At 59.0% G+C, this 24075-nt stretch carries 25 protein-coding genes; 7 read left to right on the forward strand and 18 right to left on the reverse strand.

Annotated features, from left to right (window positions below):
• Window positions 1-15 precede the first annotated feature (15 nt).
• Window positions 16-987 (reverse strand): bifunctional riboflavin kinase/FAD synthetase, encoded by a 972-nt coding sequence (ribF, locus tag KZO34_RS17220; protein ID WP_219478102.1) that lies wholly within the window; start codon window positions 985-987, stop codon window positions 16-18.
• Between the two features lie 112 nt (window positions 988-1099).
• Window positions 1100-2680, reverse strand: coding sequence for a murein biosynthesis integral membrane protein MurJ (gene murJ, locus KZO34_RS17225; RefSeq protein ID WP_219478103.1), 1581 nt, complete (start codon window positions 2678-2680; stop codon window positions 1100-1102).
• Between the two features lie 258 nt (window positions 2681-2938).
• Here murJ and rpsT point away from each other — a divergent pair, with 258 nt between their 5' ends.
• Window positions 2939-3208, forward strand: coding sequence for a 30S ribosomal protein S20 (gene rpsT / locus KZO34_RS17230; protein WP_219478104.1), 270 nt, complete (start codon window positions 2939-2941; stop codon window positions 3206-3208).
• Between the two features lie 65 nt (window positions 3209-3273).
• On the opposite strand, the gene proB is transcribed toward rpsT, so the two are convergent.
• The 4 genes from proB to rplU all read right to left on the reverse strand — a co-directional run bounded on the left by proB (window position 3274) and on the right by rplU (window position 6368).
• Entirely contained in the window at window positions 3274-4398 is a 1125-nt protein-coding gene (proB, locus tag KZO34_RS17235; protein WP_219478105.1) for a glutamate 5-kinase, read from the reverse strand.
• Window positions 4399-4419: 21 nt separating this feature from the next.
• Window positions 4420-5616 (reverse strand): Obg family GTPase CgtA, encoded by a 1197-nt coding sequence (gene cgtA, locus KZO34_RS17240; RefSeq protein WP_219478106.1) that lies wholly within the window; start codon window positions 5614-5616, stop codon window positions 4420-4422.
• A gap of 143 nt (window positions 5617-5759) precedes the next feature.
• Complete coding sequence (gene rpmA / locus KZO34_RS17245; RefSeq protein WP_219478107.1) at window positions 5760-6020, reverse strand: 50S ribosomal protein L27; 261 nt, start codon at window positions 6018-6020, stop codon at window positions 5760-5762.
• Window positions 6021-6056: 36 nt separating this feature from the next.
• Window positions 6057-6368 carry a 50S ribosomal protein L21 gene (gene rplU / locus KZO34_RS17250; RefSeq protein ID WP_008170744.1) on the reverse strand — a complete coding sequence of 104 codons (312 nt, stop codon included), beginning with the start codon at window positions 6366-6368 and terminating at the stop codon, window positions 6057-6059.
• A gap of 240 nt (window positions 6369-6608) precedes the next feature.
• On the opposite strand from rplU, the gene ispB reads away from it, so the two are divergent.
• Entirely contained in the window at window positions 6609-7577 is a 969-nt protein-coding gene (ispB, locus tag KZO34_RS17255; RefSeq protein ID WP_219478108.1) for an octaprenyl diphosphate synthase, read from the forward strand.
• Here ispB and KZO34_RS17260 read toward each other — a convergent pair.
• Window positions 7570-8556, reverse strand: coding sequence for a glutathione S-transferase family protein (locus KZO34_RS17260; RefSeq protein ID WP_219478109.1), 987 nt, complete (start codon window positions 8554-8556; stop codon window positions 7570-7572). The genes ispB and KZO34_RS17260 overlap by 8 nt on opposite strands.
• A 111-nt stretch (window positions 8557-8667) precedes the next feature.
• Here KZO34_RS17260 and KZO34_RS17265 point away from each other — a divergent pair, with 111 nt between their 5' ends.
• Both KZO34_RS17265 and KZO34_RS17270 read left to right on the forward strand, forming a co-directional pair.
• Window positions 8668-9579, forward strand: a complete 912-nt coding sequence (locus KZO34_RS17265) for a LysR substrate-binding domain-containing protein (RefSeq protein ID WP_219478110.1) — start codon at window positions 8668-8670, stop codon at window positions 9577-9579.
• Between the two features lie 116 nt (window positions 9580-9695).
• On the forward strand, window positions 9696-11225 hold the full coding sequence (locus tag KZO34_RS17270) for a WS/DGAT/MGAT family O-acyltransferase (RefSeq protein ID WP_219478111.1): 1530 nt from the start codon (window positions 9696-9698) through the stop codon (window positions 11223-11225).
• A gap of 33 nt (window positions 11226-11258) precedes the next feature.
• Here KZO34_RS17270 and KZO34_RS17275 read toward each other — a convergent pair whose 3' ends face one another.
• Window positions 11259-11936, reverse strand: coding sequence for a DUF2057 family protein (locus KZO34_RS17275; RefSeq protein WP_219478112.1), 678 nt, complete (start codon window positions 11934-11936; stop codon window positions 11259-11261).
• A 266-nt stretch (window positions 11937-12202) separates the two neighbouring features.
• Between KZO34_RS17275 and KZO34_RS17280 the strand changes: the two genes are divergently transcribed.
• Entirely contained in the window at window positions 12203-12406 is a 204-nt protein-coding gene (locus KZO34_RS17280) for a DUF6316 family protein (protein WP_041341637.1), read from the forward strand.
• Window positions 12407-12435: 29 nt separating this feature from the next.
• Here KZO34_RS17280 and KZO34_RS17285 read toward each other — a convergent pair whose 3' ends face one another.
• From KZO34_RS17285 to glyA, 8 genes are all read right to left on the reverse strand, one after another.
• Window positions 12436-12963: a phosphatidylglycerophosphatase A family protein gene (locus tag KZO34_RS17285; RefSeq protein ID WP_219478114.1), complete on the reverse strand. Its 528-nt coding sequence runs from the start codon at window positions 12961-12963 to the stop codon at window positions 12436-12438.
• Window positions 12960-13916 carry a thiamine-phosphate kinase gene (gene thiL, locus KZO34_RS17290; RefSeq protein WP_219478116.1) on the reverse strand — a complete coding sequence of 319 codons (957 nt, stop codon included), beginning with the start codon at window positions 13914-13916 and terminating at the stop codon, window positions 12960-12962. Before thiL ends, KZO34_RS17285 begins: the two co-directional genes overlap by 4 nt.
• A gap of 3 nt (window positions 13917-13919) precedes the next feature.
• Window positions 13920-14396, reverse strand: a complete 477-nt coding sequence (gene nusB, locus KZO34_RS17295; RefSeq protein WP_219478117.1) for a transcription antitermination factor NusB — start codon at window positions 14394-14396, stop codon at window positions 13920-13922.
• Complete coding sequence (ribH, locus tag KZO34_RS17300) at window positions 14396-14872, reverse strand: 6,7-dimethyl-8-ribityllumazine synthase (protein WP_219478118.1); 477 nt, start codon at window positions 14870-14872, stop codon at window positions 14396-14398. Before ribH ends, nusB begins: the two co-directional genes overlap by 1 nt.
• 47 nt (window positions 14873-14919) lie before the next feature.
• On the reverse strand, window positions 14920-16035 hold the full coding sequence (gene ribBA, locus KZO34_RS17305; protein ID WP_219478119.1) for a bifunctional 3,4-dihydroxy-2-butanone-4-phosphate synthase/GTP cyclohydrolase II: 1116 nt from the start codon (window positions 16033-16035) through the stop codon (window positions 14920-14922).
• A gap of 64 nt (window positions 16036-16099) precedes the next feature.
• On the reverse strand, window positions 16100-17215 hold the full coding sequence (gene ribD, locus KZO34_RS17310; protein WP_219478120.1) for a bifunctional diaminohydroxyphosphoribosylaminopyrimidine deaminase/5-amino-6-(5-phosphoribosylamino)uracil reductase RibD: 1116 nt from the start codon (window positions 17213-17215) through the stop codon (window positions 16100-16102).
• Window positions 17212-17730 carry a transcriptional regulator NrdR gene (gene nrdR / locus KZO34_RS17315; protein WP_219478121.1) on the reverse strand — a complete coding sequence of 173 codons (519 nt, stop codon included), beginning with the start codon at window positions 17728-17730 and terminating at the stop codon, window positions 17212-17214. The genes ribD and nrdR overlap by 4 nt, the downstream gene beginning before the upstream one ends.
• A 75-nt stretch (window positions 17731-17805) precedes the next feature.
• Window positions 17806-19059, reverse strand: a complete 1254-nt coding sequence (gene glyA, locus KZO34_RS17320) for a serine hydroxymethyltransferase (protein WP_219478122.1) — start codon at window positions 19057-19059, stop codon at window positions 17806-17808.
• Window positions 19060-19323: 264 nt separating this feature from the next.
• Here glyA and ettA point away from each other — a divergent pair, with 264 nt between their 5' ends.
• Window positions 19324-20985 (forward strand): energy-dependent translational throttle protein EttA, encoded by a 1662-nt coding sequence (ettA, locus tag KZO34_RS17325; RefSeq protein ID WP_219478123.1) that lies wholly within the window; start codon window positions 19324-19326, stop codon window positions 20983-20985.
• Window positions 20985-22361, forward strand: a complete 1377-nt coding sequence (radA, locus tag KZO34_RS17330; RefSeq protein WP_219478126.1) for a DNA repair protein RadA — start codon at window positions 20985-20987, stop codon at window positions 22359-22361. Before ettA ends, radA begins: the two co-directional genes overlap by 1 nt.
• A 21-nt stretch (window positions 22362-22382) precedes the next feature.
• Here the strand turns inward: radA and KZO34_RS17335 are convergent, their stop codons facing one another.
• Complete coding sequence (locus KZO34_RS17335) at window positions 22383-22751, reverse strand: PilZ domain-containing protein (RefSeq protein WP_219478128.1); 369 nt, start codon at window positions 22749-22751, stop codon at window positions 22383-22385.
• A 131-nt stretch (window positions 22752-22882) separates the two neighbouring features.
• Complete coding sequence (gene hemE, locus KZO34_RS17340; RefSeq protein WP_219478130.1) at window positions 22883-23947, reverse strand: uroporphyrinogen decarboxylase; 1065 nt, start codon at window positions 23945-23947, stop codon at window positions 22883-22885.
• Window positions 23948-24075 lie beyond the last annotated feature (128 nt).

Consider the following 24075-nt stretch of genomic DNA (forward strand, 5'->3'; position numbering starts at 1 on the left):
CGCAACCACGGGTTTTCAATGTGCCGCCCGAGCGGATCCATTATCGGCGATCCAGGCCCGGGCATCGCTGAAGTCACGGGCAATCTGTTCCTTCAGGGCATCGACAGAACCGAATTTGATTTCGTCCCGCAGCCCGTGACGGAACACGACGTCGATCTGGCGACCGTAAAGTGTGCCAGCAAAGTCAAACAGGTGCACTTCCAGAGCGGGCTGTTTGCCGTCCACCGTCGGGCGCAGGCCAATGTTGGCAACACCGTCGTAGACCGAACCGTCATCCAGGGTCGTGCTCACCACATAGACACCTTGCAGCGGCGCCATGCGCTTCAACAGGATATTTGCCGTCGGCGCGTCGATCTGCCGACCGAGCTGGCGCCCATAAACGACACGACCACGGATCCGGTAGGAATGGCCCAGAAGCTCTTCGGCATCGATCAGCCGATCGGCCTTGAGGCGTTCGCGAATCCGGGTACTGCTTACCCGCTCACCCTCGATGGTCACTGTCCGGGTATTCTCCACGGTAAAGCCCAGCGATTCGCCGGCCTCGCGTAGCAACATGAAATCGCCGGTACGGTCGCAGCCAAACCGGAAATCGTCGCCCACCACGAGATGGCGCACACCGAGGCCATTTACCAGAACCGTATCAATGAACTCCCGGCTTGTCAGACGACGGAAGCGGCCGTTGAAATGCAGGCAGAGCACGTAATCGATCCCCGCGGCGGTCAGCGCCTCGAACTTCTGCCTGAAGGACATCAGGCGCGGAGGCGCCTCGGCACCCTGAAAGAACTCCCTGGGCTGGGGTTCGAACACCATGACCACGGAAGGCAGGCCCAGGCTGGCCGCTTTTTCCTTCACCTGTTCCAGAATGGTCCTGTGGCCAATGTGCACCCCATCGAAATTGCCGATGGTCGCCACACACCCGTTCGCGAGGGGGGAAGCCTCGTGACGGGACAGCGCTGTCAGGTTAGTCAGGCCTCGGATCAGACGCATGCAATGCGAACCTTCAATTGCCAGCTGGCTTTCAGCGCCCCGCCTCGCCCTTCCAATGTCTCAGGAAAGCGGCGAGCCGGGGAACGCTGGTGAGAAAACGCGCGATTATACCTTACCTCTGGCGAAAATGTCTTACCCTCACGCCCGTCAGCCCGAGCGCCAGGAAATAGACCGCCACGCCAGCCCCCACGAGCACCGCCATGTCAGCGGCACGCTGATATCCGCCAGCGGCCAGCCAAACGCTTACCGGTGCCTTGAGCCAGAGAATGGTGAGCGCCAGCGCGAGGTTGGCGACCCCGATCTGCACCAGGAAACGCGGCCAGCCCGACTGACTCTGCCAAGCACCTTCCTTGCGCAGGCCCCGCCAGAGCAGGAACCCGTTTAACCAGGCCGACAGCGAGGTAGCCAGCGCCAACCCGGCATGGGCGAGCGGGAACACGAGGATTAGGTTGAACACCATGTTGGCGACCATGGCGATAACACCGATCTTGACTGGCGTACGGGTATCCTGGCGGGCGAAAAAACCCGGCGCCAGTACCTTGATCAGCATGAACGCCAGAAGCCCCGCCGAGTACGCACGCAGACTCTGGGCCGACATCACCACATCCCGATCGGTCACCTCACCATAATAGAACAGCGTGGCGATGAGGGGCTCGGCCAGCAGGGCCAGGGCAAGAGCGGCAGGTAAACCAATCAGCAGAACCGCACGGACCGCCCAATCGAGGGTGGCGGCAAACTGGTCGACGGAGTCCGCTGCATGCTTGCGGGACAGACTGGGCAAAATCACTGTAGCGATCGCGATCCCGAAGACGCCCAACGGCAATTCCGACAACCGGTCGGAATAGTAGAGCCAGGACACGCTGCCAGTCTGCAGGAACGACGCCAGCACCGTATCAAGTAACAGGTTGATCTGACTGACTGAGACACCGAACAACGCGGGCGCCATCAGCTTCAGAATGCGGCTGACGCCCTCATGCCGGTAGTCGATTCGTGGTCGCGGCATCAGTCCCAGACGCATCAGGAAAGGCATCTGGAAGAACAGCTGCAACGCGCCAGCAATGAATACGCCCCAGGCCAACGCCATCACCGGCTCGTCCATCAGCGGCGTCAGATAGATAGCTGCACCGATCATGGCCAGATTGAGCAGAACTGGCGTGAAGGCCGGCACTGCGAACCGGTCATAGCTGTTAAGAATGCCGCCGGCGAATGCGGTCAACGAAATCAGCAGCAAATAGGGGAAGGTGATGCGCAGCATGTCACTGGTGAGGTCAAACTTCACGGTATCGTCCAGAAAGCCCGGCGCGAAGATGGCAGTCAGCACCGGCGACCCCAGCATGGCAATCAAAGTAACGGCAAGCAGGATCAGCCCCAATGAGCCAGCCACGGCATCCACCAGGCGCTTTACCTCAGAGACAGGCTGCCCTTCCCTGTAGGACGACAGCACCGGGACAAAAGCCTGGGAGAAAGCGCCTTCCGCAAACAGCCGACGAAGGAAGTTCGGGATTTTAAAGGCAACAAAGAAGGCGTCCGCCCCCGCACCGGCCCCGAAATAACGGGCAATCACCATATCCCGAACCAGACCCAACACCCGGGACAGCATGGTCATGGCCCCCACCAGCCCGGAGGAGCGCAACAGACCCGGCGCTTTCGGCAAGGATTTTTTCGCGGTAGTGGTTTCGGGTTCCGACGACATGAAGGCTCTGGCCAGGGATTAAACGACAAGTTGGCGCGGCATCTCGGGAAATACTAGTCCAGCCCGGGCGCCCGCATCCAGTGAGCGGCGAGTTTATCACAGGCCTTTGGTGCCGGGGCATGAAATAGGTTTCGGTCTTGACATCTGCGGGTTTCAGCGGCATAGTTTCGCGTCATTTATTTCGACGCGCTGGTTTTGGCGCGCCCGCGATGTAACGAATCATTCAGCAACGAATTTTAGATTTTCAGGAGTTTTACGGTGGCAAATTCCCCGCAAGCCAAGAAGCGCGCACGTCAGAACGAGAAGAACCGCAAGCACAACGCAAGCCTGCGTTCTATGGCTCGTACTTACATGAAAAAGATTCAGTCCAAGATTGAAGCTGGCAACTACGAAGAAGCTCAGGCTGCCTTCCAGCAGGCTCAGCCGATTCTGGACAGCATGGTCAACAAGGGCATTTTCGCGAAGAACAAGGTTGCTCGCAGCAAGAGCCGCCTGAGTGCCCGAATCAAGTCTCTGAAGAGCGCGTAAGCGGATTTTTCTTCAGAAGCATAAAAAACCGGCCTCTTGGCCGGTTTTTTTAGCTTCCGAATTCCCTACACGATGACCAGGTTATCGCGATGAATCATCTCCTCGCCGGAAACATAACCCAGCACTTCGATAATCCTGTCGCTGGAACGCCCCGCAATCGCACGGGCCTCATCCGCACCGTAATTCACCAGCCCACGGGCGATCTCTCTGCCCTTTTGATCGACACAGGACACCATCTCGCCCCGACGAAACTGCCCTGAAACACCTTTCACACCGACCGGCAGCAGGCTCCGACCTCCAAGACAGACCACTTTTACAGCGCCATCATCAAGAGTCAGTTGACCCCGTGTTTGCAGGTGGCTGGCCAACCACTGCTTACGGGCCGCAATGCGCCCCTGTTCGGGCAGCAAAAGCGTGCCAATGACATCGCCCTGGCGGAGGCGGGTGATCACGCCTTCGATCCGGCCGCCAACAATCACGGTAAAAGCACCGGACCGCGCCGCCAGCCGGGCCGCCCTGAGCTTGGTCAGCATGCCGCCTCGGCCCAGCGCGCCGGCACCACCACCGGCCATCGCGTCAAGCTCATGATCGCCGGCCTTGCGCTCGGTGACCAAGCTTGCATCGGCATGCTTGCGGGGATCCTTGTCGAACAGACCAAGCTGATCAGTCAGTATGATCAGGCCGTCGGCCTCAATTAGATTGGCCACCAGGGCCCCCAGAGTATCGTTGTCACCAAAGCGGATTTCATCGGTGACCACCGTATCGTTTTCGTTCACGATGGGGACTACCCCGAAATCCAGCAACGCCCGGAGCGTGCTGCGACCATTCAGGTAGCGCTTACGATCAGACAGATCATCGTGCGTCAGCAGGATCTGGGCCGCGTGCAATCCATGGCGTTTGAACTGCGCTTCCCAGGTCTGCACCAATCCCATCTGACCGACTGCGGCGGCAGCCTGTAACTCGTGCAGTTGCTGGGGGCGAGTGGTCCAGCCCAGTCGACTCATGCCTTCGGCGACGGAGCCGGACGACACGATGACCACCTCAACGCCGCTTTCAATCAGCTCTGCAATCTGATCAACCCACAAACCCAGCGACGCAACATCCAGCCCTTTGCCGTCGTTGGTCAGCAGGGCACTTCCGATTTTGATGACCAGACGACGAGCCTGGCGCAACTGGGTGCGTTCACTCATGATGCGTGCAATTCTCTCGACTCACTCGGGGGCGTAGACCACTTCGACATCGTAATCGTCGTCATCGAAGTCGTCATCATCATCGTCATCCTGGCGGGCAGCCCGGCGGGCCTGGCGCTCGGACTCAATCCGCGCGCGCGCTTCCTCGTCCATCTGACGTCTGCGGGCAGCTTCGCGCTCCGCAAATTCCGGATTCTGCGCCTCTTCTTCGGCCTGCTCTTCGATCCAGCGCATGACCGCCTGAACCAGGGGCTTGGTACCTTCACCACTCAGCGCTGAGATACGGAATACCGGCCCCTCCCAACTCAGCTCATCAACAATGGCCTGGCAGCGGGCATCGCGATCCTCCTCGGCGATCATATCGACCTTGTTGAGCACCAGCCAGCGCTCCCGGTTCGCCAGTGTTTCGCTGAACTTTTCCAGCTCGTGCTCGATCGCACGCACGGACTCCACGGGCGACGAGCCATCGTAGGGCGCCACATCAACCAGGTGAAGCAACAACCGTGTCCGCACCAGATGCTTGAGAAAACGGATACCCAGGCCTGCACCTTCGGCGGCACCCTCGATCAGCCCGGGAATGTCGGCAATAACAAAACTCTGGTGAGCCTGAACACTCACTACACCGAGATTGGGCACGAGCGTGGTAAACGGATAGTCTGCGACCTTGGGCCGCGCCGCCGAAACCGAGCGGATGAACGTGGACTTACCCGCATTGGGCATCCCCAGCAAACCAACGTCGGCAAGAACCTTCAGCTCCAACCTCAGGTTCCGAAGCTCACCCTCCGATCCTTTGGTGGTCTGGCGCGGCGCCCGATTGACCGAGGACTTGAACCGGGTATTGCCAAGCCCGTGAAACCCGGCCTGAGCCACCTTGAGGCGCTGACCGACATGGGTAAGGTCACCCAGCACTTCATGAGTATCCATGTCGACCACCGTGGTACCCACCGGCACCGGAAGAACCAGATCCTCACCCTTGGTACCGGTGCAGTTCCGCCCGGAGCCGGGCTCGCCATTCTGGGCCTTGTGCTTGCGCTGGAAACGGTAATCAATCAGCGTGTTCAGCGCCTCATCCGCCTCCAGATACACGGAACCGCCATCCCCGCCGTCACCGCCGTCGGGACCACCCTTGGGGACGTATTTCTCACGCCGGAAACTGAGGCACCCGTGCCCGCCTTTTCCGGCCTCAACGATGATGGTGGCTTCGTCTACGAATTTCATGGATAAACCCTTTGCGCTGCGCGCATAAACTAAAAAGCCCCGCAGCCTCTAGGAAGCTTTGCGGGGCTCCGGGCAACGTTGATAACTGACTATATCAGGATATCAATGCTACCCAAGGTTCGACAGAACCGGATCGCCGCTGCTTACGCAGCCGGAACGATGCTCACGAACTTGCGGCTCTGCGGGCCTTTGACTTCGAACTTCACCTGACCTTCCGCTTTCGCGAACAGGGTATGGTCCTTGCCAATGCCAACATTATTACCAGCGTGGAAGCGGGTTCCGCGCTGACGTACGATGATGCTGCCTGCAGATACAGACTCGCCGCCGTAGCGCTTCACGCCAAGTCGTTTCGACTCGGAATCGCGACCGTTACGGGTACTACCTGCTGCTTTTTTATGAGCCATTACAAGCCTCCTGATTTAAGGGGTGGTTCGAGAGCCTCAGCCCTTGATACCCGTGATCTTGACTTCAGTGAACCACTGACGGTGGCCCTGACGCTTCATGTGGTGCTTACGACGACGGAACTTGATGATCTGGACCTTGTCGTGACGACCGTGGCTAACCACTTCCGCTGTCACTTTGGCACCATCAACGACCGGCGCGCCTACCTGAACCTTGTCGCCATCGGCGATCAGCAGAACGCGATCAAACTCAACGTTACCACCGGTTTCAACTTCCAGCTTTTCCAGCTTCAGGGTTTCGCCTTCTTTTACACGGTGTTGCTTACCACCGCTAACAATAACTGCGTACATTAACGTTCTCCGCGATTGACCCATCCCTGCTCTTATCCACCTGGTTCTAAGGGAAGCGCTCTGGCGACCCTATAGCAGGGAGCGCAGGTTGGGATGAGTTGGGCGCGTGATTGTACGAAAAGGCGCTTTGCAATACAAGCCAAGTTGACACTGTAGGCAGCAATACCTAGCATTGCCGCGACCTTCCCGATTTATCAAGAATCGTTTCCTCGAAACAGTAGCAAGGGATTCACAAGCCGCATGACAGCCCAGCGCATATACGACACCGTGGCCGAGGACTTCAGCCGCGTGAACGACCTGATCATCCAGCGGCTCTCCTCCGACGTCCCTTTGGTGGAAAAAATCGCCCAGTACATTATCGAAAGCGGCGGTAAGCGACTGAGACCATTATTGGTTCTGCTTTCCAGCCGGGCAGCGGGATACACCCGTGACGACCACCTGAAACTGGCCGCCGTGATCGAATTCCTGCACACCGCCACCCTGCTCCATGACGACGTGGTGGACACGTCGGACATGCGCCGGGGCCGAAGCACCGCCAATGCCCGCTGGGGCAATGCCCCAAGCGTTCTGGTAGGTGATTTCCTCTACGCCCGCGCATTCGAAATGATGGTGGAACTCGAAAGCCTTCCGATCATGAACGTTCTGTCCCATGCGACCGCCGTGATCGCCGAGGGCGAAGTCATGCAGCTGATGAACGTGAAGAATCCCGATCTCACGGAAGAACAGTACATGAAGGTCATTCACAACAAGACCGCCATGCTGTTTGAAGCCGCCTCACACACAGGTGCATTGCTGGCCGGCGCCGACGCCCGTCAGGAACAGGCGCTTCGTGACTATGGCAAGCACCTGGGCCTGGCTTTCCAGCTGGTGGATGACGTTCTGGATTACCGGGGCGATGCCGACACCATGGGCAAGAACGTCGGTGACGATCTGGCCGAAGGCAAAGCCACCCTACCCCTGATTCACGCCATGGCAAACGGCAATGAGCAGGAGCGACAACTCATTCGCCAGGCAATTCGGAAAGGCGGCTTGAATGACTTGTCGAGCATACTGAAGGTCGTTGAGACCTCCGGAGCCCTGGAGTACACCATGACTCGCGCCCGAGCCGAAGCGGCCAAGGCGGCAGGCTGCCTGACCGGCTTGCCCGACTCGGCACACCGGACTGCGCTGGAACTCCTGACCGAAGTGGCCGTGGCTCGGGTCAGCTAAGCTTGTCCCGCCCATGGGGCGCATCGAAATCCAGCAACGGCCCGACTGGAACGACCTGCGTCGGATTGATGGTGCGCTGACTCACATAGTAATGGCGCTTGATCTGCCTGATGTCCACCGTTTCCGCTACCCCGGGGTGCTGGTAGAGATCCCGAACATATCCGGACAACGATGGAAAATCGGCAATGCGCTGACGGTTACACTTGAAGTGACTGAAGTACACCGCATCGAAACGAATCAGGGTGGTAAACAGACGCCAATCAGCTTCTGTTAAAGCGTCACCGACCAGATAACGGCGGGAGGACAGCCGTTCCTCCAGCCAGTCCAGCGACTGGAACAGTTCTGCGTACGCCTCTTCATATTTGTCCTGTGCCGTGGCAAATCCTGCCTTGTACACCCCATTGTTGACGGTATGGTAGACCCGCTCATTCACCTCGTCGATGTCCGGCTGCAGCGCCTCGGGATAGAAATCGGTTTCGGTGTTCACTCCCTCCAGGTCGTCGAAGGCGGAATTGAACATCCGGATGATTTCGGCGGATTCATTACTGACAATGGTCTGCTTGTGCTTATCCCAGAGCACCGGAACGGTCACTCGACCGGAATAGGTTGGCGCCGCCCTGGTGTATACCTCATGCATGAACCGGTAACCGTGCAGGTGGTCCCGATGAGCATCCTCATCGGGCCGAAACTCCCAACCATTCTCGACCATGTCCGGGTGCACCACCGAGAGGGAAATGTGGGGCTCAAGCCCCTTCAGCTTCCGGAAAATCAGCGTCCGGTGAGCCCAGGGGCATGCCATGGACACATACAGGTGGTAGCGGCCGGATTCTGCCTTGAAGCCACCTTCACCATCGGGGCCGGGTGCTCCATCAGGAGTAACCCAGTTCCGGAACCGTGCAGCTTCTCGCTCAAACTTTCCACCGGTCTTTGAGGTGTCGTACCACTTGTCGTGCCATTTACCATCAACCAGAAGGCCCATCAGAATACCCCCGCATCATTGCAATTCCTGAGATTTACCGGGAAGAATAGCTGTGACCCTGTTACCCTCTCAAACAAGCATTTCTGGCCAACTACCTCAGTTATTTCGAACATGCACACAGCCATCACCATAGACGCCCTCAAAGTTCTGGACGCGATCGACCGCAAAGGCAGCTTCGCCGGCGCGGCCAATGAGCTGTTCCGGGTTCCTTCCGCCATTAGCTACACCGTGCAAAAGCTGGAAGAAGACCTGAATGTGGCAATTTTCGACCGCAGTGGCCACCGGGCCAGCCTTACCCCGGCCGGCCGCTACCTGCTTGAGGAAGGACGCACGCTGCTTGAGGCCGCGGAGAACCTCGCCCACACCACCAAACAGGTGGCCCAGGGCTGGGAAACCCGACTTCGCATCGGCTTTAATTCCCTACTCCCGGCCGAGTGCCTGTTCCCGGCAGTTCGGGATTTTTACGATCTGGGGGTTCCTGTCGATGTTCAGATCGTCGAAGAAGTCTTCGCCGGTTCCTGGGATGCGCTGCAGGACCGCCGGATTGATCTTATCGTTGGTGCCGATCAATTCAGTAAGCCCGCTGGCAACTACACCACCCAACCAATGGGCGACATGCAATTCGTGTTTGTTGTCGCGGCGGACCATCCACTGGCGAGCGCAGAAACCCCGCTGACGGAGGACGACATTTCGCAGTACCCGGCAGCCGTGGCTGCTGACACCTCCAGGTCATTGCCGCCCGGCCACGCGGGCATTTTCCGCCGCCAACGAACCCTGACCGTCGCCAACATAGACCAGAAAATCGCCATCCAGGAATCCGGCCTTGGGGTTGGCTGGCTGCCGCATGCCCGGATTCGCGACCAGCTGGCACGCGGTAGCCTGGTTGAGAAACAGGTCCACGAACCCAGGCAGCCCATCACGCTGCATCTGGCCCGCCACGCCGACGACCAGGGCAAAGCCCTCATGTGGTTCTGGGACAGACTGAACGCGGACAAGACCATCCAGGGCTGGCTAAGCACCTGATATACAATCAGTTGGAGTGGCTACAGGACGTCGATAAAACCGGCAGTCGAGTCAACCGGAAACACAGACCATTCGTTTATACTTTTGGGAACCACAACGCCGAAGGGAGTTCATTAATGCGGCAACTGTCAGAACTGGATGCCTCGTTCCTGTATCTGGAATCTGAGACGACACCGATGCATATTGGTGGCATCTACCTCTTCGATGCCAGCGAGCAGACCCCGCCTTTGGCGTTCAGTACTTTCGTTGCCTACCTGCGCAGCCGCCTTCACGTTGTCCCTGTTTTTCGCCAGCGCCTCAAAGAAATCCCCTTGCGACTGGGCCGTCCCTACTGGATTGACGATCCCGACTTCAGCATTGAGCGACACCTGGCCTACGTCAATCTTGGCGAACACGGGCGCCGGGCCAGCCTGATGACACTGGCTTCAAAAATCCTTGAGGAGCCACTCAAACGGGATCGCCCCCTCTGGCACATCACATTTGTGGACGGTTTCAAACTGGAGGACGACGATTCAGAAAGCCACGGCTTTGCCCTGATCGTAAAGCTGCATCATGCCGCCATTGATGCATTCAGCGGTGAGGACATCATTAGCAAACTGTTGGAGTACACGCCGGAGCCACGGCCGATTACTGCTCCCAGGCCCTGGAGTCCCCGCCCCGAACCTTCGGAGGAGCGGGTCATGCTCCAGGCCGGCGCCAACATGCTCAGGACGCCTCTCCAGTTCACGTCCCTGGCTTTCAACGCCGCCGAGGCGACCACCCGCGGCCTGATCCAGAAGCAGCTGCGCAAGCTGCCCATTCCCTTTCCACTGTTTTCAGCCCCACACAGCCCATTCAATCGGCAGATCACCGCCAACCGGCAGATCGTCTCGGCCAGTGTCGATCTGTCACGGCTCAAAGCCATCAAGGCAACCCTTGGCGACGTGACACTCAACGACGTCGTTCTGGGCCTTTGTGCCGAAGCGTTGCGCCGCTACAGCACCGACCATGGCGCTGACACCAGCAGGTCGCTGGTGGCCATGACTCCCATATCCGTGCGCTCCAACAGTCTTCGCAGGGCGACCGGGAATCAGATGTCGGCAATGCTGCTGGACCTGTCCACCAGTGAGTCAGACCCGGCGCTGCGTATCCGGAAAATCCACAGGAACGCCGTTGCTTCGGAGCCCTACCGGGAAGCCATCGCCGCCGATCGCCTGACAGAATTGTTGCCGTCAACGATGCTGGCGCTGTCGGCACGACTGTACTCCGAACTGCAAATTGCCCAGCGGTACCAGCCGGCATTCAATTTGCCGATCACGAATGTGCCGGGTCCACAGGTGCCGCTCTATTTGCAGGGCGCCAGACTCACGCAGCAATACAACACCGCGCCATTATTCGACAGCATGGGACTGGTCATTGTCGCAGTGAGTTATCAGGGCCGACTGACGATCAATTTTACGCTTTGCCCGGATGTTGTCGCTGAGGGTGGCTCATTGGAGGGGTATGTTAGCGAGAGTCTGAGCGCCATCGAAAACGCTGCCCACACCCTGGGTTCCGAGGGAGAACTGGAGGACGACGCAGACTCCTCCCATCAGACGCTGACTGACGACGTATTGACCGCACTTGAGGGGGTGCTCAAGAAAGCCCTGAATCGCTTCCGGATGTAGGGCGGGCCTGCCCCGAGGGCAGGCCCGCGCCATTTATTCGAACGCCCAGCGCAGAAACGCCTTTTTCTCTTCCTCAGTGGCGGTTGCCCAGACCGATTTGAGCGTATCGAGCGCACTGCCTTGCGCCGAACCAACCGAACCGCTTTCCGGTATCGGTGTGCGACCCGATGCCTCCGACGGTGTCCACACACTCGATTCCGCTACGACCTTCTGGCCATCCACGGTCACCACAGTTGCAACGAATTCCTCTGCCATCCGTTCGGCTTCCGCCCGGGATTCAGGCTGGTCGAACTGAAAACGGTAGACCTCATCCTGTTCGGCGTTGAAACGGACGACCCGCGGTTCGCTCGTGTAGACGTGCACCTTGGATTCACCATTTTCAACCACGCCCGATTTCGCCCAGATGGTTTTGTAGGTAAAGATGACCTCGTTCTGCCCCGGCAGCAAGGCGTAATCAAGGGCCAGGTCATCCATCAGGAAATTGCTCATATTGCGGCCGTTGATGCGGGACACCTGGATGGCACCGGGCGCCTTCAGGGTTGCCGCGTTGGCTGCCGCTGCCGGCTCTCCATCCCACGTTTCTACCCTGGACATGGTGGACGAACAGCCGACCATTGCGATCAGAAGACCGAAAACCATCATCAATCGGGCACCCTGCCCAGCTATGCGACTACCCGGCTTCAGGGCCGCAAATACGTGAACGATACTCATGAAATCTCCTTGATATACGAGGGAAAGGCCTAGAGGTTAGCATCTGGTTGATTGCATTTTGACGAGTGCTTCTGACGAGGGCAAGCCGGCCTTTTCAATCGGTTGCCGCAAAAACGCTGCGATGTTTGCAGATCCTGTTTGAGACCCACCCCGTAAAAATGTAAAAAAATGTTGAATTCGCCCTCAATTGGATTAATTTTAAACAGATCGGCAAAACAAATTTGGCGCCCGGAACTGGACGGAGAGCAGCGGGCACAGGAGAAGTTATGGACACCCAAATCAGGTCGGGGGAAGCAGGCCCAGTCCCCTTCAGAAGTAGCCGGTTCTTCTGCGTAGGCAGCAAATGGTATTTCACCACCCGGGAAGGGTTTGACAGCGGCCCCTTTGCCTCACGAGAACGCGCAGAAACCGGGCTCAGGCGCTTTCTGCACGTCGTTAGGCTGTTACCGGAGGAGCAGCAACTCCATTAAGGAAATGCTCCACGCCAGCCCAACCCCGTTCACACAATGACCGGCATTAACCATCGGTCAATGGCGAACATGGATGCCATTGCCATAAATCCTGCCACCACATCGTCAATCATGATCCCAAGGCCGCCCGGCAGCCGATCGTCCAGCCAGCTGATCGGCCAGGGTTTGACCACATCGAACAGCCTGAACAGAGCAAAGGCCAGTAGCACCCCTGTTACCTGATCCGGGAACAACCCCAGGGCAATCCACATTCCCACGAACTCATCCCAGACAATTCCCCCATGGTCATGGACTTTCAGGTCCCGGGCGGTTTTTCCGCACAACCAGATACCCACCAGGAAAGCGACCAGCACGATGGCCCAGTAAACCGTTCCGGGCAGCCATGCAAAAGCGTACCAGAACGGGATAGCGGCCAGGCTGCCCCAGGTTCCTGGCGCACGGGCAGCCGCGCCACTGCCAAAACCGAATGCGAGAAGGTGCACCGGGTTCTTCAGGAACCCGGGCGGAAGCAATGCCTGCGGCAGGTCCGGCTCCGGGAGCTGATCCTCCTGACTCATGACTTTCTCCTGAAATGGTCGAAACCGGTACCAGCAACGTCGGTATTCTCAGACCCGCCGGTTAAACGAAGGCCCGGCTCAGACTCAATCGTCCCAATCACCGTCAGGTGTTCCTCTCCCTCCTCCGGCATGGCACTCCATTGTGAGCGGGCAATCGTCACACAGAGTTCGTAGTCATCACCCGCGTGCAACCCAAATTCCAGCGCCTTCTCGCCTTTTAGCCGGCACAAAGCCCGAGAGAGGGGAATGACAGAGAGATCGATTGTGGCCCCCACACCGGACGCTTCCAGGATATGTCCCAGGTCTGCCAAAAGACCGTCAGAGATATCGATGGCCGAGCTCGCAATCCCCGAGAGCGCCTGGCCCAGAGCCAGACGGGGGTGGGGATGATGATACCGATCAAGCACCACCTTGACGTCAGCGGATGGCTGTTGTTCACCAAGATAGTCCAACGCGGCGCCGGCGTCGCCAAGGGTACCTGACACACAAACCAGATCCCCCGCTTGCGCACCTGAACGACGCAGGCCGCCACCCCGGGGCACGGTCCCGTGTACCTGAAGGCTCAGCGTCAGGGGCCCGCGAGTTGTATCGCCGCCGGCCAGAGACAAATGGAATGTTCCCGCCGCAGCCGAAAGCCCGCGTGAGAAGTCAGACAACCACTGTTCATCGGCGGCAGGGAGGGTCAATGCGAGGGTAAAGCAAACAGGCTGTGCCCCCATGGCCGCCAGGTCACTCGTAGCGGCTGCGAGGGCGCGCCAGGCAAGGTGATCGGCCGGATAGGCTTCGGGGAAATGAATACCCTCCACCATGGTGTCGACGGAGAACACCAGATCCTGATCGGCAGGAATTCGCTGAATGGCGCAGTCATCTCCGGGCCCAAGCACCAGTGCTCCAGTGGGGAGTGAGTCCGCAATCGGCTGGAAATACTGCCGGATCAGCTCGAATTCGCCCATACCCTATCGGGGACGTGTCTCTGCCAGTCGTAAACGACGACTGAGCTTGTCCAGAATGCTGTTGACGAACTTGTGCCCTTCCGTACCGCCAAAACGCTTGGCCATCTCAATGCCCTCGTTAATCACCACCTTGTAGGGCACATCCAGCCGGTGCTTCAACTCGTAGGCGCCCAGGCGCACAATGGCCAACTCTATGGCATCGACTTCATCCAGCGGCCGATCCAGGAAAGGCTCCAGCAGCTTGTCCAGATCGGCTTGCTCACGGTGTACACCACGAAGCAAGTCGCGGAAATACAGCAGATCCACCTTGCTCATGTCATTATCAACCATGAACTCAGCTTCAATATCAGAGATTGAGCTTTTGCTGAAATGGCGCTGATACAGGCCTTGCATCGCCAAAGCACGCGCACGACGTCGGTCGCCGGCCTTGGGCTGACCCGTTGGTGCTGGCTGGGGGGAGTTATCGTCAGTTGCGCTCATCACTCACCCAGTTTCTTGAACAGGCTGACCATTTCCAGCGCGGTAATCGCCGCTTCGGCGCCTTTGTTACCCGCCTTGGTGCCTGAACGCTCAATCGCCTGCTCAATGGAATCCACCGTCAGGACACCGAAGGTAACGGGTACGTCGGTCTCGAGGCTAACCGCTCCCAGACCACTGGACGCTTCACCGGCAACATACTCGAAATGGGGGGTACCACCACGGATAACCGCCCCGAGGGCGATGATGGCGTCGTAGTTCGAGGTTTCGGCCACACGCTTGACCGCCAAGGGCATTTCGTAGGCACCCGGAACACGGATGATCTCAATGTCGTCGCTGGAAATACCGTGGCGACGCAGGGTGTCGAGAGCGCCCTCAACCAGACTCTCAACCACAAAGCCGTTAAACCGGCCAACAACCAGTGCATAACGACCGCTGCACTGAGTAAAGTCACCTTCAATTACTTTGATATCTGCCATGCATGGCTCCTTCACGGGCCAGGGCACTGGAGCCCCAACCGGGTTAATCATTCGGGGGTGTAGGGAACGTATTCAACCACTTCCAGATCGAAACCGGAGATGGCGGAGAACTTGATCGGGGGGCTCAACAAGCGCATTTTGCCAACACCCAGATCCCGCAGAATCTGGGAACCGGTACCGACGGTGAAATAGACACCGGAGCTACCCTTGCCGGCGGAGCCCTGCCCCTCGTCAAAGAACTCGTGAATCCGGTCTTCCAGGTTGTAGCTGTCTTCAGCGCTGTTGAGCAGCACCACAACACCCTTGCCTTCTGCCGCCACTTTCTCGAGGGCATGATGCAAAGGCCAGCTGCGGGAGTCCTTGCGGCGGGCACCCAACAGATCCCTCAGGGTGTCGGTGATGTGCACGCGCACATGGACCGGCTCGTCAGCACTGATATCACCCATAACCATGGCCAGGTGAGTCGAGCCCTGGATATTGTCCCGGTATGTCCGCAGGCTGAACTCGCCGTATTCGGTGTCCAGTTTGTTCTCTTCCACACATTCAATGGTGCGCTCATTCATGGTGCGATAGTGGATCAAGTCCGCGATGGTACCAATCTTGAGATTGTGCTCTTCCGCAAACCGCTCGAGATCCTCACGGCGCGCCATCGAGCCATCGTCATTCATGATCTCGCAAATGACACCGGCCGGCTCGGAACCGGCAAGCGCCGCCAGATCGCAGGAGGCTTCGGTGTGCCCGGCGCGGCTGAGGACGCCGCCCGGATCCGCCATCAGCGGAAAGATGTGCCCGGGTTGAACCAGATCCGACGCCTTGGCATCGCGGGCGACCGCGGCCTGAACGGTACGGGCGCGGTCGGCGGCGGAGATACCAGTGGTCACACCTTCTTTTGCCTCAATCGACAGGGTGAACTTGGTACCAAACCCCGAGGCATTCTGCTGCACCATCAGCGGAAGACCCAGCTGCTCGCAACGGTTGCGGGTCATCGGCATACAGATGAGGCCCCGCCCAAAGCGAGCCATAAAGTTGATGGCGTCGGCCGAGCAGTGCTCGGCCGCCATCACCAGATCGCCTTCATTTTCGCGATCCTCATCGTCCATCAGAATGACCATCTTGCCCTGACGGATGTCTTCAATGATTTCTTCAATGCTGTTCAGTGCCATACGGTTTTGCACCCTTGCGGTTAACCGGCAGCCTGGCGCTGTCCGGACACCGTGAATTTATTGATTACCGGCGTGCCAGGATCAATCGTTGATCCTCGCCCACCTGACGTCGGTCCAGCACCTTCCATTGCACCTTGTCTGCCATGGATTCCAGGGGCAGGTGCGCGGTGGGCCGACCGGTGCTGCCCAGAAAAACCGGGGCCTGGTACAGCCAGAGTTCATCGACCAGCCCTTCGCTGACGAAGGTTCCCGCGAGGGTCGGGCCCGCCTCTACCAGCAACTCGTTAATCCCCAGCTCTCCAAGAGAGTCCAGCAACTCCGCCACATCAATGCCGTTATCTTTCCAGGCAACCCCGTTAATGCTGACCCCTAACGCCGCCAGATCCTGGGCGGGCGCAGTCGCCAGCGTGGACGAGGCGCAGAACACCTGAACATTGCCGCCTTGCAGGATCCTGGCGGAAGGCGGTGTACGGGCATCCCGGTCGGCAATGACCCGCAGCGGCTGCCGGGACGGTTCGGTTGCATCACCGATATCACCCAGTTCTTCCCGGCGAACGGTCAGCGATGGATCGTCCGCCAGCACGGTGCCGACCCCGGTTACAATCGCATCGCTGATCGCCCTCAGTCGTTGCACATCCTGACGGGCCTCACTGCCGGTAATCCACTGGCTTTCGCCGGACGCCATGGCGGTCCGGCCGTCGAGGCTGGCCGCCATCTTCAGGCGCACCCAGGGGCGGCCGGTATTCATGCGTTTCATGAACCCCGGATTCAGCCGGGCGGCTTCGTCCGCCAACAACCCTTCAGTGACCTGGATGCCAGACTCGCGCAGTAACTCGAGACCGCGACCGGATACCGACGGATTGGGGTCCTTGGTGGCGGCAAATACATGGGCCACGCCGGCATCGATCAATGCCCGGGCGCAGGGCGGCGTGCGCCCGAAGTGGCTGCATGGCTCGAGCGTCACGTACGCCGTTGCGCCGCGAGCCGAAGGCCCGGCCTGGCTCAGCGCCCGGATCTCGGCGTGGGCTTCCCCCGCCCGCTCGTGCCAGCCCTCACCCAGAATCTGATTGCCACGGGCAATGACACAGCCGACCCTCGGGTTCGGGTGTGTCGAGTAACGACCTCGCCAGGCAAGCTGGACGGCACGCGCCATCATGGCCCGGTCACGAACCTCGGTCATGCTTTTCCTTTCGCGGAATGGTTGTCCGCCAGCGCCTTGGCAACTTCCACCGCATTCTCGCCGTTGGTTGCCGACAATCGCTCGATTTCTTCCTTGAACTCGTTAATGTCCTGGAAGCTTCGATACACAGACGCAAACCGGACGTAGGCAACCTTGTCGAGCTGTCGCAATTCGGTCATCACCTCTTCGCCCAACTGCATCGACTTGATCTCCCGCTCGCCAGTGGCACGGAGCCGATACTTGATGCGATTCAATGCCGCATCAATTTCCTCAATGCTTACCGGACGTTTCTCCAGCGCCTTCATGATGCCGGACCGCAGCTTTTCCTCGTCGAAGGGCTGACGAATCCCGTCCTGTTTCACAACGCGGGGCATCACCAGTTCGGCCGACTCAAAGGTGGTGAACCGCTCGTGACACGACAGGCATTCCCGACGGCGACGCACCTGATCCCCCTCGGCAACGAGGCGCGAGTCAATGACCTTAGTATCTGCTTCACCACAGAAGGGACAATGCATAATCAGAAACTCCGAAGAGGAGGTCAGCGTCGGACGCCCGCCCGGGCGTCCGACGCATCAGGTCTTGCCTGAAGTTTAGCCGTAGACCGGAAAACGGGCACACAGAGCAGCTACCTGCTCGCGCACACGGGTATTGACGGCTTCGTCTTCGAGGTTGTCAAGGATGTCACAGATCCAGCCCGCCAGATCACGACACTCGGACTCACCGAATCCGCGGGTGGTGATTGCCGGCGTGCCAATGCGCAGGCCAGAGGTGACGAACGGCGAGCGCGGGTCATTGGGGACCGCGTTCTTGTTGACGGTGATGTGGGCACGGCCAAGGGCGGCATCCGCGTCCTTGCCGGTGATGTCCTGCTTGATCAGGCTGAGCAGGAACAGGTGGTTCTTGGTGCCTCCAGAGACGACATCATAACCGCGCTCGATAAACACCTGGGCCATGGCACTGGCGTTCTTGACCACCTGCTGCTGGTAAACCTTGAACTCGTCGCTCATCGCTTCCTTGAAGCAAATCGCCTTGGCGGCGATCACGTGCATTAGCGGACCGCCCTGACCACCGGGGAAGACCGCGGAGTTCAGTTTTTTCTGCAGGTCGGCATCGTCGCAGGCCAGGATCAGGCCACCACGGGGACCGCGCAGGGTCTTGTGAGTGGTAGTCGCCACAACGTGGGCGTGCGGGACCGGGTCCGGATATACGCCCGCCGCAACGAGACCCGCCACGTGCGCCATATCGACGAACAGGTAGGCGCCAACCTTATCGGCAATTTCACGGAAACGGGCAAAGTCGAGTTCCTGGGAGTAGGCAGAGAAACCGGCAATAATCATCTTCGGCTTGTGCTCAACGGCCAGGGCCTCGACTTCGTCGTAGTCGATCAGGCCGGTTTCCGGGTTCAGACCATACTGAACGGCACTGTAGATTTTACCGGAGAAGTTGACGCTGGCACCGTGGGTCAGATGGCCGCCATGGGCCAGGCTCATGCCCAGCACAGTATCGCCGGGCTTCAGCAACGCCATGAACACCGCAGAGTTGGCCTGGGAACCGGAATGCGGCTGCACGTTGGCGTAGGCCGCACCGAACAGTTGCTTGGCGCGATCAATCGCCAGCTCTTCCGCAATGTCCACATACTCACAACCGCCGTAGTAGCGCTTGCCCGGATAGCCTTCGGCATACTTGTTGGTCAGCACGCTGCCCTGCGCTTCCATTACGCGCGGGCTGGTGTAATTCTCGGATGCAATCAGCTCAATATGAGCTTCCTGGCGTTTCTCTTCCGCCTGCATGGCGTTCCAGAGTTCGTCGTCAAAGCCGGCGATTTTCATATCACGATTAAACATGGATGCGCTGCCCCTGTGTGCATGGCTGGCCCGGAGAGCTTTGGAAATCTCCGCAGGCTCCCTGAAAAATTGGGCCGCTATTCTATCTTACAAATGGGTAAAAAATCATCTTTTATAGGCCCCTCGGGCCCTCCGCAGAAACCGTCACACCGCAACCTGCGATTTTCCCTCAATTGCTATAGCTTTCGGGTTTCGCTACCTTACGGGGCTTATCTCCGAGTTTCTTTTATTTACCTCAGAATACAAAAGAGGACATAGCCCGTTATGGCCCAGTACGTATACTCCATGAACCGCTTGGGCAAGGTTGTTCCACCCAAGCGCGAAATCCTCAAGGATATTTCCCTGAGCTTCTTCCCGGGCGCCAAGATTGGCGTACTCGGTCTGAACGGTGCCGGCAAGTCCACCCTGCTTCGCATTATGGCGGGCGTCGACCAGGATTACATCGGCGAGGCACGACCACAGCCAGGAATCAACGTTGGCTACCTACCTCAGGAACCGGAGTTGGACGACGACAAGACGGTTAAGGAAATTGTCGATGAAGCCGTCTCCGGCGTGCACGATGCGCTGGCCGAACTGGACAAGGTCTACACCGCTTACGCCGAGCCCGATGCCGACTTTGACGCCCTTGCCAAGAAACAGGGCGAACTGGAAGCCTACATCCAGGCCACCGACGGTCACGATATCGAACGTAAAATGGAAGTCGCCGCAGACGCGCTGCGCCTTCCTGCCTGGGACCAGAAAGTGAAGCTGCTATCAGGTGGTGAACGCCGCCGTGTCGCCCTTTGCCGCTTGCTGCTGTCCGGCCCGGACATGCTGCTGTTAGACGAGCCCACCAACCACCTGGATGCTGAGTCGGTCGCCTGGCTTGAGCGTTTCCTGCACGACTACGAGGGCACCGTGGTAGCCATCACCCACGACCGTTACTTCCTGGATAACGTCGCTGGTTGGATTCTGGAGCTGGACAGGGGTCAGGGCATCCCGTTTGAAGGCAACTACAGCCAGTGGCTTGAGAACAAGGAAAAGCGCCTGGAAATGGAATCCAAGCAAGAAGCCTCTCATCAGAAAGCCGTCAAGCAGGAACTGGAATGGGTTCGCAGCAACGCCAAGGGCCGCCAGTCCAAAAGCAAGGCCCGTCTGGCCCGCTTTGAGGAAATGAGCTCCCAGGAATTCCAGAAGCGCAACGAAACCAATGAACTGTACATTCCGCCCGGACCACGCCTGGGTAACAAGGTCATCGAGGTCGACGGCATCAGCAAGTCCTTCGGCGACCGCCTGCTGTACGAAGACGTGTCCTTCAGCGTACCCCCCGGTGCCATTGTTGGCATCATCGGTGGTAACGGTGCCGGCAAGTCCACTCTGTTCAAGATGATTGGGGGTTACGACAAACCCGACTCTGGCGAGATTGTGGTCGGCGAGACCGTCGAGCTGGCCTATGTTGACCAGATGCGCGACCTGGATGGCAGCAAAACCGTTTGGGAAGAACTCTCCGACGGCAACGACATTATCAAGGTCGGCAATTATGAGACACCGTCGCGGGCCTACGTTGGCCGCTTCAACTTCAAGGGCGGCGACCAACAAAAGCGCGTGGCCGACCTGTCCGGCGGCGAACGAAACCGCCTGCACCTCGCCAAACTTCTGAAACAGGGCGGCAACGTGCTGCTGCTGGACGAGCCGACCAACGACCTTGACGTCGAAACTCTCCGGGCTCTGGAAGAAGCCCTGCTAAACTTCCCGGGCGCAGCGCTGGTCATCTCGCACGACCGCTGGTTCCTGGACCGGGTCGCCACCCACATTCTGGCGTTCGAAGATGACGGTGAAGTGGTTTACTTCGAGGGCAACTTCAGCGAATACGATGAAGACCACAAGAAGCGCAAGGGCGACTCGGCCATGGTGCCGCAGCGCATGAAGTACAAGAAGCTGGCCTGATGGCAAAAACCAAAACCGCCTATGTCTGCACCGAGTGCGGTGCAGACTATTCCAAATGGCAGGGCCAGTGCACAGCCTGCCAGGCCTGGAACACCGTCAGCGAAGTCCGCGGCGTCAGCAGCAGTGCCAAAGGAGCCCGCGGGGCCCGGTTTGAGGGATTCGCCGGCAGCCTGTCCGAGATCAAGAGCCTGGACGACGTCAGCCTGGCCGAGCAGCCCCGAATCAGCTCCGGAATGCAGGAGTTTGACCGGGTTCTGGGCGGGGGCCTGGTAGAAGGCTCGGCCGTCCTGATGGGCGGCCATCCGGGTGCCGGCAAGAGCACCCTCCTGCTCCAGGCGGTCTGCCACCTGGCCGCGAGTGTACCCGCCCTCTACGTGACGGGTGAGGAATCCCTGCAGCAGGTGGCCATGCGTGCCAAGCGCCTGGGGTTGCCGACCAGCGATTTGAAAATGCTGTCGGAAACCAGCGTCGAACGGGTGATGCAGGTGGCAGAAGCTGAAAAGCCCCGCATTCTGGTCGTCGACAGTATCCAGGTCATGCACGTGGCGGAGACTGAGTCGGCACCGGGCTCGGTGTCCCAGGTTCGCGAAAGCGCCGCGTACCTGACCCGGTTCGCGAAACAGACCGGCACCATCCTGTTCCTGGTCGGCCACGTCACCAAGGACGGCAGTCTCGCCGGACCGAAGGTGCTGGAGCACATGATCGATTGCTCCATTTTACTGGAAGGCTCCAGCGACAGCCGCTACCGGACCCTGCGCGGGATCAAGAACCGGTTTGGCGCGGTGAACGAACTGGGCGTGTTCGCGATGCTGGAACAGGGGCTCAAGGAAGTGAAGAACCCGAGCGCCATCTTCCTCAATAGAGGCGAGGACGCTGCGCCAGGAAGCGTGGTGATGGTGGTCTGGGAGGGCACCCGGCCAATGCTCGTGGAAATCCAGGCGCTCGTGGACATGGCTCAGGGCGGTTACCCACGCCGGGTTGCAGTGGGCCTGGACCAGAACCGGCTGGCGATGCTGCTGGCCGTTCTGCATCGCCACGGCGGCATGCACGTATCCGACCAGGATGTCTTTGTTAACGTGGTGGGCGGCGTGAAGGTGAACGAAACCAGCGCGGACCTGGCGCTACTGGCGGCCATCGTTTCCTCGTTTCGGGATCGCGCCCTGCCCCAGGATCTGGTAATCTTTGGCGAGGTCGGTCTCTCAGGCGAAATACGCCCGGTGCCCAGTGGCCAGGAACGGATTTACGAAGCGGCGAAGCATGGCTTTACCCGGGCACTGGTACCCAAGGCCAATGCACCCCGGAAAGACACTGAGGGGATGAGGGTGATACCGGTGACCAAACTGAGTGATGCGCTTTCTGCCCTGGGAGATCTGTAAGCTGGAACGCTCGCTAATCCGCTAATCAATCAGATGGGCAAATTCTCGCTCCAACAGTGCCTGGTCACCGAGATTGAGTTCGACCAGGCGCTTGAGGTGCGTGGCGCTCTCCAGATCAATATACTGGCACTGGAAGCCCAGCCGGTGCTCTTCCACATGGCGCAGTTCCACCGCCATAACGATGGCCGCTTCATGTTCGTTCAGATGAACAATCACCTCACACGGCTGCATCAGCGGGACATCCCAGCCGTCCGGGCGTTTGACCAGAACACCTTTCAGGGAAATATCCAGCACCTCGGTGGTCCAGACACGGTCCAGACAATGGAGCTCGCAAGGGGCATCGAACTCGATCCGATGAAATCGGCGTTTTTCGGGGGGCTTGGAAGGCAAGTGGCTACTCCTGTCGACCAGTCTTGATTTAAACTGACTATAGACTGGACAGGAGGTCACATCCACCGGGATTATCCGTAACGGGGGCGTGCCTCCCAAAGCTCACGCTCGGGGAGGCAAAAGACCATCAATTAGCGATGATACTCGGGACTCAGTTCGACCACCGCCTCAATGAATGCCTTGGCGTGGTCGGGATCGACGTCGGGCGTGATGCCGTGTCCAAGGTTGAACACGTGGCCGGTACCGGAGCCAAAGCGCCGGAGAATATCCGCCACTTCCTGGCGAATCCGCGCGGGCGGCGCATAGAGCATGGCTGGGTCCATATTGCCCTGAAGCGTGACACGATCACCGATGCGAGCACGGGCATTGCCGATATCGGTGGTCCAGTCTAGGCCCACAGCATCCGCACCAGTGTCGGCGATCGATTCCAGCCACTGGCCGCCGTTCTTGGTGAACAGGATGACCGGAATATGACGGCCATCGCGCTCACGAATCAGACCGTCCACGATCTTCTTCATATAGCGCAGCGAAAACTCCTCATAGGCCCAGCTACTGAGCACACCGCCCCAGGTGTCAAAAATCTGGAGCGCCTGGGCACCGGCCTTTACCTGGCCGTTGAGGTAATCGATAACGGAATCCGCCAGGTGGTCAAGCAAGCGGTGCATGACCTCGGGCTGACCGTACATCAGTTTCTTGGCTTCCCGGAAATCCTTGGAGGAACCACCCTCGATCATGTAGGTCGCCAGGGTCCAGGGACTGCCCGAGAACCCGATCAGGGGAACACTGCCATTGAGCGCACCGCGAATGGTAGAAACCGCGTTCATGACGTAGTCCAGATCCACCTCTGCCTTCAAGGTCGGCAATGCGGCCACATCGGCCTCGGAACGGATGGTGTTCTTGAATTTTGGGCCCTCACCGGTCTCGAAGTAGAGCCCCAGCCCAAGGGCATCGGGGATGGTGAGGATATCGGAGAACAGAATCGCCGCATCCAGCGGGTAACGTTCCAATGGCTGGAGCGTCACCTCGCAGGCAAGCGGCGTATTCTTGCATAAACTGAGAAAATCACCGGCCTTGGCGCGAGTCGCCCGGTACTCCGGCAGGTAACGGCCAGCCTGCCGCATCATCCATACGGGGGTCCGGTCAACGGGCTGGCGCATGAGTGCGCGCAGGAAGCGATCATTTTTCAGCTCGGTCATAACAGGTCCAGCATTCTCAGTCGGTAAATGGTGCTATCGAATGGGGAGCAATGATACCCCGTTCGCCACAATAAAAAAGGGCGGCATACCCCTAGTAAGCCGCCCTTCTGATCGGGATCAAGCCTGCG

Origin of the sequence: Marinobacter sp. F4206, from assembly GCF_019392195.1 — a bacterium.
GTDB lineage: Bacteria > Pseudomonadota > Gammaproteobacteria > Pseudomonadales > Oleiphilaceae > Marinobacter.

Excerpts from the sequence above, each read along its gene's own strand:
- ribF (WP_219478102.1), bottom strand. The coding sequence starts at position 987 with ATGCGTCTGATCCGAGGCCTGACTAACCTGACAGCGCTGTCCCGTCAC.
- murJ (WP_219478103.1), bottom strand. The coding sequence starts at position 2,680 with ATGTCGTCGGAACCCGAAACCACTACCGCGAAAAAATCCTTGCCGAAA.
- proB (WP_219478105.1), bottom strand. The coding sequence starts at position 4,398 with ATGAGTGAACGCACCCAGTTGCGCCAGGCTCGTCGTCTGGTCATCAAA.
- cgtA (WP_219478106.1), bottom strand. The coding sequence starts at position 5,616 with ATGAAATTCGTAGACGAAGCCACCATCATCGTTGAGGCCGGAAAAGGC.
- rpmA (WP_219478107.1), bottom strand. The coding sequence starts at position 6,020 with ATGGCTCATAAAAAAGCAGCAGGTAGTACCCGTAACGGTCGCGATTCC.
- rplU (WP_008170744.1), bottom strand. The coding sequence starts at position 6,368 with ATGTACGCAGTTATTGTTAGCGGTGGTAAGCAACACCGTGTAAAAGAA.
- ispB (WP_219478108.1), top strand. The coding sequence starts at position 6,609 with ATGACAGCCCAGCGCATATACGACACCGTGGCCGAGGACTTCAGCCGC.
- KZO34_RS17260 (WP_219478109.1), bottom strand. The coding sequence starts at position 8,556 with ATGGGCCTTCTGGTTGATGGTAAATGGCACGACAAGTGGTACGACACC.
- KZO34_RS17265 (WP_219478110.1), top strand. The coding sequence starts at position 8,668 with ATGCACACAGCCATCACCATAGACGCCCTCAAAGTTCTGGACGCGATC.
- KZO34_RS17270 (WP_219478111.1), top strand. The coding sequence starts at position 9,696 with ATGCGGCAACTGTCAGAACTGGATGCCTCGTTCCTGTATCTGGAATCT.
- KZO34_RS17275 (WP_219478112.1), bottom strand. The coding sequence starts at position 11,936 with ATGAGTATCGTTCACGTATTTGCGGCCCTGAAGCCGGGTAGTCGCATA.
- KZO34_RS17280 (WP_041341637.1), top strand. The coding sequence starts at position 12,203 with ATGGACACCCAAATCAGGTCGGGGGAAGCAGGCCCAGTCCCCTTCAGA.
- KZO34_RS17285 (WP_219478114.1), bottom strand. The coding sequence starts at position 12,963 with ATGAGTCAGGAGGATCAGCTCCCGGAGCCGGACCTGCCGCAGGCATTG.
- thiL (WP_219478116.1), bottom strand. The coding sequence starts at position 13,916 with ATGGGCGAATTCGAGCTGATCCGGCAGTATTTCCAGCCGATTGCGGAC.
- nusB (WP_219478117.1), bottom strand. The coding sequence starts at position 14,396 with ATGAGCGCAACTGACGATAACTCCCCCCAGCCAGCACCAACGGGTCAG.
- ribH (WP_219478118.1), bottom strand. The coding sequence starts at position 14,872 with ATGGCAGATATCAAAGTAATTGAAGGTGACTTTACTCAGTGCAGCGGT.
- ribBA (WP_219478119.1), bottom strand. The coding sequence starts at position 16,035 with ATGGCACTGAACAGCATTGAAGAAATCATTGAAGACATCCGTCAGGGC.
- ribD (WP_219478120.1), bottom strand. The coding sequence starts at position 17,215 with ATGACCGAGGTTCGTGACCGGGCCATGATGGCGCGTGCCGTCCAGCTT.
- nrdR (WP_219478121.1), bottom strand. The coding sequence starts at position 17,730 with ATGCATTGTCCCTTCTGTGGTGAAGCAGATACTAAGGTCATTGACTCG.
- glyA (WP_219478122.1), bottom strand. The coding sequence starts at position 19,059 with ATGTTTAATCGTGATATGAAAATCGCCGGCTTTGACGACGAACTCTGG.
- ettA (WP_219478123.1), top strand. The coding sequence starts at position 19,324 with ATGGCCCAGTACGTATACTCCATGAACCGCTTGGGCAAGGTTGTTCCA.
- radA (WP_219478126.1), top strand. The coding sequence starts at position 20,985 with ATGGCAAAAACCAAAACCGCCTATGTCTGCACCGAGTGCGGTGCAGAC.
- hemE (WP_219478130.1), bottom strand. The coding sequence starts at position 23,947 with ATGACCGAGCTGAAAAATGATCGCTTCCTGCGCGCACTCATGCGCCAG.